The 7,996-nt window shown below is 45.9% G+C and carries 6 protein-coding genes and 1 pseudogene; all 7 read left to right on the plus strand.

Translation table 11 applies throughout. The features are described from left to right. Positions 1-489 precede the first annotated feature (489 nt). Entirely contained in the window at positions 490-1,197 is a 708-nt protein-coding gene (gene purC / locus HMPREF0240_RS22080; RefSeq protein ID WP_009005618.1) for a phosphoribosylaminoimidazolesuccinocarboxamide synthase, read from the plus strand. 14 nt (positions 1,198-1,211) lie between these two features. Next, positions 1,212-2,651 (plus strand): amidophosphoribosyltransferase, encoded by a 1,440-nt coding sequence (purF, locus tag HMPREF0240_RS22085; protein ID WP_009005619.1) that lies wholly within the window; start codon positions 1,212-1,214, stop codon positions 2,649-2,651. Positions 2,652-2,708: 57 nt separating this feature from the next. Continuing rightward, complete coding sequence (gene purB / locus HMPREF0240_RS22090; RefSeq protein WP_009005620.1) at positions 2,709-4,142, plus strand: adenylosuccinate lyase; 1,434 nt, start codon at positions 2,709-2,711, stop codon at positions 4,140-4,142. Between the two features lie 526 nt (positions 4,143-4,668). Then, on the plus strand, positions 4,669-6,306 hold the full coding sequence (locus HMPREF0240_RS22095; RefSeq protein ID WP_009005621.1) for an amidohydrolase: 1,638 nt from the start codon (positions 4,669-4,671) through the stop codon (positions 6,304-6,306). Positions 6,307-6,348: 42 nt separating this feature from the next. Further along, complete coding sequence (locus tag HMPREF0240_RS23655) at positions 6,349-7,278, plus strand: EamA family transporter (protein WP_009005622.1); 930 nt, start codon at positions 6,349-6,351, stop codon at positions 7,276-7,278. A gap of 135 nt (positions 7,279-7,413) precedes the next feature. Beyond that, positions 7,414-7,749, plus strand: a complete 336-nt coding sequence (locus HMPREF0240_RS22110) for a hypothetical protein (RefSeq protein ID WP_009005623.1) — start codon at positions 7,414-7,416, stop codon at positions 7,747-7,749. Beyond that, positions 7,746-7,996, plus strand: a pseudogene (locus HMPREF0240_RS22115) (F0F1 ATP synthase subunit A); the annotation flags it as partial. The gene HMPREF0240_RS22110 and the pseudogene HMPREF0240_RS22115, both read left to right, overlap by 4 nt.

Below are 7,996 nucleotides of genomic sequence, written 5' to 3' on the forward strand. Positions count from 1 at the left end.
ACCCGGGAACGAGCCTTTTCCTACCGTCCGGATGAGCCAGCTTTATGACAGGGATGCCGGGGAGGTACTGGGGCTGTATATGCCGCTGCGAAATGCTGGAGTGCGCTTACTGCTCCTTGGACAACCACTGCCGGGCAGGCGGGGGAAAACTTGATCACCAAATCAAGTTTTTGCAGAACCCAGCGCGGGAAATCATCAGATTTCCCGTGATGTGTTCTGCGTACCCGACTGGCCGGCAGTGGGTGTCCTAGGAGCAGTTAGCAGCACGGTGTGCATCTCGCAGCGGCATATACAGCCCCAGTACCTCCCCGGTATCCCTGTCATTAAGCGTCCCCGTCCGTCAACGAGACTAAAGCTCGTTGCCTAAATCCCAATATTGATTTTCGCGCTGCATTGTATTATAATCATCATGCGAGACTTTGTTTTTCTTTTAGAAAGACGGCCTTACTACTAATTAATATAAAATGGATAAAGGACAGGTGTGAACGTATGAAAAAATTAGAACAGCTTTACGAAGGAAAAGCAAAAAAGGTATTTGCTACTGATGACCCGGATATCGTAATTGTAGACTATAAAGACGATGCCACCGCTTTTAACGGCGAGAAGAAGGGAACCATTGTTGGGAAAGGCATGATTAATAACCGTATGACCAACTATATCTTTCAGGTGCTGGAAAAAGAAGGCGTGCCGACACACTATGTAGAGGAACTCAGTGACAGAGAGACTGCAGTGAAGAAAGTGGAGATTGTTCCGCTGGAAGTTATCGTACGTAACGTGGCTGCAGGAAGCTTTTCTAAGAAGCTTGGGATTGAAGAAGGAAGAAAATTATTAGCACCGACTCTGGAATTCAGTTATAAAGATGATGACCTGGGAGATCCGATGATCAATGATTATTTTGCGATTGCGATCGGGGCTGCTACCAGGGAAGAGATTGATAAAATCACAGAATATACCTTCAAGGTGAACGACGTTCTGAGAAAGTTCTTTGATGAAGCTGGAATCGAACTGATCGACTTCAAGATTGAATTCGGAAGATTCCATGGAGATATTATTCTTGCAGATGAAGTGTCACCGGACACCTGCAGACTCTGGGATAAAGAAACACACGAGAAACTGGACAAAGACCGTTTCCGCAGAGATATGGGCAATGTAGAAGATGCATATCAGGAAGTATTTAAGAGAATCGGCATCAAATAATCAGGAGTACATTCATGAGCAGAATTGATAAGATTACGACAGGCTTGGGGGAAGAATGTGGAGTTTTTGGTGCATATGATATGGATGGCGGCAATGTGGCGCCATCCGTATATTATGGCCTTTTTGCGCTGCAGCACAGGGGACAGGAAAGCTGCGGCATTGCGGTAACTGACACATATGGACAGCGAAGGGTTTTATCGAAGAAGGGCCTGGGGCTTGTGAACGATGTGTTCGATGAGGAATCCCTGACGGATTTAAAGGGGAATCTGGGAGTCGGACATGTGCGCTATTCTACGGCAGGGGGAACCCGGGTGGAGAATGCACAGCCGCTCGTTATCAATTATGTGAAGGGGACACTGGCCATCGCCCACAACGGTAATTTGGTCAATGCCATTGAGTTGAGAAAAGAACTGGAATATACGGGAGCTATTTTCCAGACAACCATTGATTCAGAAGTGATCGCATATCATATTGCCAGAGAACGCCTGAATGTTTCACGGGCGGAAGACGCGGTGAAGAATGCGATGAAGAAGATAAAAGGGGCCTATGCCCTGGTAGTCAGCAGCCCGCGCAAGATGATCGGAGCCAGAGACCCTCTGGGGCTGAAGCCGCTGTGCATCGGGAAAAGGGATCATACGTACTTTCTGGCATCGGAGAGCTGTGCGATTGCGGCGGTCGATGCGGAATTTGTACGGGATGTGCTTCCAGGTGAGATTGTCACGATTACAAAAGATGGGATCACATCCGATATGAGCATGGCAGTATCGGCCGAAAAGCAGGCCAGGTGTATTTTCGAATACATTTATTTTGCACGGACAGACAGTACACTTGACGGTGTGAATGTTTATCATTCCAGGATTACCGCAGGCAGGGCTCTGGCCGAGTCCTATCCGGTGGAGGCAGACCTGGTGGTTGGTGTGCCGGATTCCGGGCTGGTGGCGGCGAAGGGGTATTCCGAGCAGTCGGGCATACCTTATGGGATGGCCTTCCACAAGAACAGCTATGTGGGAAGGACGTTTATTAAACCCAGCCAGAGCGACCGGGAATCCAGCGTTAAGATTAAGCTGAATGTGATTCCCGAAGTGGTAAAAGGCAAGAGAATTATTATGGTTGATGATTCGATTGTGCGGGGGACAACCTGTGCAAACATCATAAGAATGTTGAAAAATGCAGGGGCCACCGAAGTTCATGTCAGAATCAGTTCGCCGCCGTTTCTGTATCCGTGTTATTTCGGAACCGATGTGCCGTCCAACGAACAGCTCATCGCGCATTCCCATACACCCGAACAGATACGGGAGATGATAGGCGCCGATTCTCTTGGATATATGGAGGTTGGCAAGCTGAAAAATATGGTGGGAGACCTTGGGTACTGCGATGCATGCTTTACCGGAGAATATCCCATGGAAGTGCCTGAAGAAGACATCAGCCAGGCGTTTGAGCAGGGTACCTGGTAGGACGCCTGCTTTTCCCTTTTAAGAGTAATATTTAAAGAAGAATAGGAGATTAGATTTATGAGTACGGATCGTTATGTCAGCCCTCTTTCTGAGCGCTACGCGAGCAAAGAGATGCAGTATATATTTTCACCGGACAAGAAATTCAGAACATGGAGGAAACTCTGGATTGCCCTTGCCGAGACGGAGAAGGAGCTGGGTCTGAATATCACAGATGAGCAGATAGAGGAGTTAAAGGCCCACGCGGAAGACATCAATTATGATGTGGCGAAGGAAAGAGAAAAAGTTGTACGCCATGACGTAATGTCCCATGTTTATGCCTATGGCGTACAGTGTCCGAAGGCAAAAGGCATCATACATCTGGGTGCCACATCCTGCTATGTGGGGGACAATACAGATATTATCGTGATGGCAGAAGCACTGAAGCTGGTGAGAACCAAGCTTGTCAATGTGATCGCAGAGCTTGCAAAGTTTGCGGATGAGTATAAAGCGCAGCCCACACTGGCATTTACACATTTTCAGCCGGCACAGCCTACTACAGTCGGAAAGCGTGCGACGCTCTGGATGCAGGAGTTTGAGATGGACCTGGAGGATCTGGATTATGTCCTAGGCAGCCTGAAGCTGCTGGGCTCCAAGGGAACCACAGGAACCCAGGCAAGTTTTCTGGAACTGTTTGACGGGGATCAGGAGACCATCGACAAGATCGATCCGATGATTGCTGAAAAGATGGGATTCCAGGCATGTTATCCCGTGTCCGGACAGACCTATTCCCGAAAAGTGGACACAAGAGTGATGAATGTGGCTGCAGGCATCGCTGCCAGTGCACACAAGTTCTCCAATGATATCCGTCTGCTGCAGCACCTGAAAGAAGTGGAAGAGCCGTTTGAGAAGACACAGATTGGATCTTCTGCCATGGCATATAAGAGAAATCCAATGAGAAGTGAGCGGATCGCATCTCTGTCCAGATACGTGATGATTGACGCTCTGAATCCTGCGGTTACATCCGCGACACAGTGGTTTGAGAGAACACTGGATGATTCTGCAAACAAGCGCCTGAGCTTACCGGAGGGATTTCTGGCAATTGACGGTATTCTGGATCTGTGCCTGAATGTTGTGGACGGTCTGGTTGTCTATCCTAAGGTAATCGAGAAACGCCTGATGTCAGAACTGCCGTTTATGGCTACCGAGAATATTATGATGGATGCCGTGAAAGCAGGCGGTGACAGGCAGGAACTGCATGAGCGTATCCGCGAGCTTTCAATGGAAGCGGGCAGAAACGTAAAAGAAATGGGCCTGGATAATAATCTCCTGGAGTTGATTGCACAGGACGAAGCCTTTAATATGACCCTGGAGGACCTGCAGAAGACCATGGATCCTGCAAAATATGTAGGACGTGCAGTGGAACAGGTGGATGCCTATCTCAAAAATGTGATATCTCCTCTGCTGGAGGAAAACAAAGAGATTCTGGGTGTAAAAGCAGTGATCAACGTATAGGTCTATAGTCTGAGCGGACTCTTCGGAGTCCGTTTTCTTTTTTTATGAGCTTCGTTTAGCTGCTTCCGGGCCTGGTCTTAAGTATTGCATTGCTGATCTACACTGGTCTGATTTTAATTCTGCTGAATGCATTATAAGGAATAAGAGAGAAATGGCGCTTACTTAACTATTATCCTTCCGTGAATGGATATATGGGAAGGCGGACATTTCGGATGGTTGTTTTTCATTGTCAGTAAACAAATTAAATGTCAGAAATTGGATGTTGTAACAGAAGAAAAGGGATATCATATGTTGAGATTCAACTGTGGTATCTTTTTTTATGCATGCCTGTAGGTCATGTGAGAAGATGGCGCCTCATCACTGCTCTCTACTCGATTGCATATTCTTTTTGAAGAAAAAATAACGAAAGAATTAAAAAAATTAAAATAATCTAAAAAAATTGAAACTATTTATAAATAAAATTGATTTACATTCGAATCAACAGTTGTTATATTTTATTACATAAAAAATTAGTGGAGGTACATAAATGATAAAGACAGACAAGATTTTGCTAAGTGAAAACATCTTTACCGCAGGTTCGTTAGGAATGGTTTCGGGAGGGGTAGCCATTGCAGATAATAAAATTCTCTGCGTAGGCTCGAAAGAAGAAGTACTTGCTCTGGCAGATGAGGACACGGATGTTAGAGATTTTGGCACCAAATTAATTACACCGGGAATATGCGATTCACATCTTCATTTGTTTGCAGGGGCTTATATGATGTCAGCGCCTTATGTTGGCGGGTATTCGAGTGCAGAAGAATGTGCAAAATCGTTGTATGAGAATTATAAGGCACATGAGGACGAGTATGAAGAAGGCGAGTGGTTGAGTGCATGTGGATTTGTAATTGCGGAGTGGGATGACCAGGCGCCGCCTACGAAGGAAATACTGGATAAGTATTTCCCGGAACGCCCGGTATATATTTACGACAGCGATCTGCATGCTGCATGGGTAAATTCAAAAGCGCTGGAATTAGCAGGACTGGCACCAGATACTCCGGATCCACGGTTTGGACGTTTTGAACGGGATGCACAGGGGAATATCACTGGATATCTGGTAGAAGAAGCTCAGAATCCGGTTGTGCGGCTTGCATTTAATATTCCTTATGCCAAGGAACGCAAGTTGATGGAAGAGAAGAGTGATGACATTTGCAAGTATGGAATTACTTCTTTGATTGATATGCGTGCACTGAATAACTACAATATGGGAAATCTGGACGTGATAAATGACATGGCTGATGATGGTGCACTGAAGTTTCGGTATAATTATGCTACATGCCTGACAGGTACGATTGAGGAAGCATTGGAGCACACAGAAAAATATGGTGATCCGGAGCAAATGATTTACTATGCAGGGATCAAGGAATTTGTTGATGGTATTGTTGTTGCACATACAGGTCTGCTGCTGGATCCTTACACAGACGATGCGAACGCAGCCTATAACTTCTGGGCAACAGATTTGGAATATGATGCACAGCGTGTGAAGGAATATCATAAAAATGGTATCAATCTACAGTTCCATGCAGTAGGAGACGGCGCAGTGCGAAAGACCATCGAGATGTATGAGGATGCCCTTGCAGAAAATGGAGAGACAGCTTCCCGGATGTCCATTGAGCATCTGGATATGTCTTCACCTGAAGACTGGGCACGTATGTCAAAGGCAGGCATTATCTGTTCTGTACAGCCTCAGCATCTGGCGCTCTTCCCAACGTATGAGGATGAGCAGTATGCAGATTGTGTAGGTCCCGTACGGACAAAGAGTCTCTGGGCATTTAAGAGTATGCTGGACAATGGTATTCCTCTGGCTTTTGGAACTGACTTTCCGGTTGTCACCTATGATCCCCGAATAAGCCTGCATAGGGCTGTGACACGTACATTTCCGGATGGACAGCCTGCTTCTGGCTGGAATCCGGAGCAGAAACTTACTCTGTGGGATGCCTTATATGCATATACATGGGGCGGCGCATACAAAGCAGGGAAAGAAGCGGTAGTTGGAAGCCTGGAAAATGGAAAACTTGCCGATATAGCTGTCTGGGATTGCAATCTCTTTGAAATTCCTGTGGATGACATTCTGACCTGTAATGTGGAACTCACTGTCTGCGATGGACGTATTGTGTACGAGGCATAGAGCATGTCTCGTACTGGAGGATAGAAAGGAAGTAAACTGATTATGGAATTATTGATTTTTATTGCACCGCTTTTGCTGAATGTGTTCGGCAATACAATCTATAATGTGGCGGGAAAGGGAACACCTGAGAAAGTAAACTCATTTGCCAGCCTCTCCTTGAGCTACATGGTTGGTATGGTGTTGTGTGTGATTTTATTCTTTGTAACCAATCCCGGGGGGGATATACTTGCTGCTGTTTCAAAAGCTAACTGGGCTTCTTATGTATTGGGCCTGACTATTGTATTCATTGATCTGGCACTTATTTTGCTGTATCGCGTAGGATGGGATGTCAGCATTGGTTCATTGATTGCAAATATCGGTGTATCACTGATGTCTGTAGTTGTGGGAGTTGCCTGCTTTGGTGAAGCAATGACTGTGATGAAGGGCAGCGGTATCGTTGTTTGTATCCTGGGGCTTTATGTGGTAAATGCTCCGGAGAAGAAAAGCAAAACTGCAGTTTTGGAAGGTGAGGAAACAAAGAGCAACGGCAAGGGGAAAAAGAAGAACCTGATTATGTGGATGCCTGTTGTGCTGATGATTGTAGCAAACCTTGCTTATAGTATAACCGCAAAGGTAACTCCTTCTGATGTAGATACTTTCGCTTCCGTTGCACTGACATATCTGGTCTGCATTGTTTATGCGCTTCTCATGTTCTTTATTACAAGCAAAAATAAGAACTATTTTAAAGAGATTAAGAAAGCCAACTGGACAGCTCCGGTTCTGGGTGCCTGCCTTGTATGCCTGGAAGTTTCAACAATTTTACTTTTCCGTGTAGGATGGGATTTGAGTGTAGGACTGCTGCTGGCTTATGTATTGCTGGCGATAGTGCTGGTAATTCTTGGACGTGTTGCCTACAAGGAAAAACTAACTAAAAAGCGTCTGATAGGTATAGGAATAGCACTTGTGGGAGTTATACTTGTCAGTCTTGTATAAAAATGTCGGGACGTCTTAGAAGGAAAGTTTCCAGGAGTGTCTAAGATAGTCCCGGGGAGGTGCTGACCGGTAGCCGACAGGTGCTATTTGCAGCACTTCCTTTTTCATACTGATTTTAAGGGAGGAGAGATGTCAGTGGCAGTTATCTACAGCTTGTATATTTTGACAGCTGGAATAGTCAGTTTCCTTTTTGGGGGATTTGATCGGAACATTATATTGGGTTTGGGAGTTGGTTTCCTTGTTTTCTGGGGAAACTATCAACTGCTGAATCTGGTGATCAGGAAATTTTTAGGCAGAAATCACTTTTTGACCGTGCAGACCCTTTTCCTGCGTTTTATTCTATATGCAGCTGTGGCTTACCTTTGCTTTCGGGGTGGGGATGTCGCTCTGCTCATGTTCGCGGTTTCAGCCATCGGCTTGTCACTGGCAATTTTCATCGTATATGGAATAGGAGGAGTAAAAAATCAATGATAAACGTTGAAGAACTCGGCGCCCGGATTATCCTTGGCTTCGGAGAGGGAAAGCTGTTTATCACAGAGAGTACATTGTTTGGAATCCTGATTGCCGTGATCCTGGCCGTTTTGGGCATCTGGCTCGGAAGCGGACTCAAGACCGTGCCGAAAGGAAAACAGGTAGCTGCGGAGTTTATTGTGGGCTGGGTTTATAAGTTTACAGAGGGCAACATGGGGAAGGAGAACAAGTCCTATGCGCCCTATGT

The sequence above is a fragment of the Clostridium sp. D5 genome (assembly GCF_000190355.1).
Classification (GTDB): domain Bacteria; phylum Bacillota; class Clostridia; order Lachnospirales; family Lachnospiraceae; genus Faecalicatena; species Faecalicatena fissicatena_A.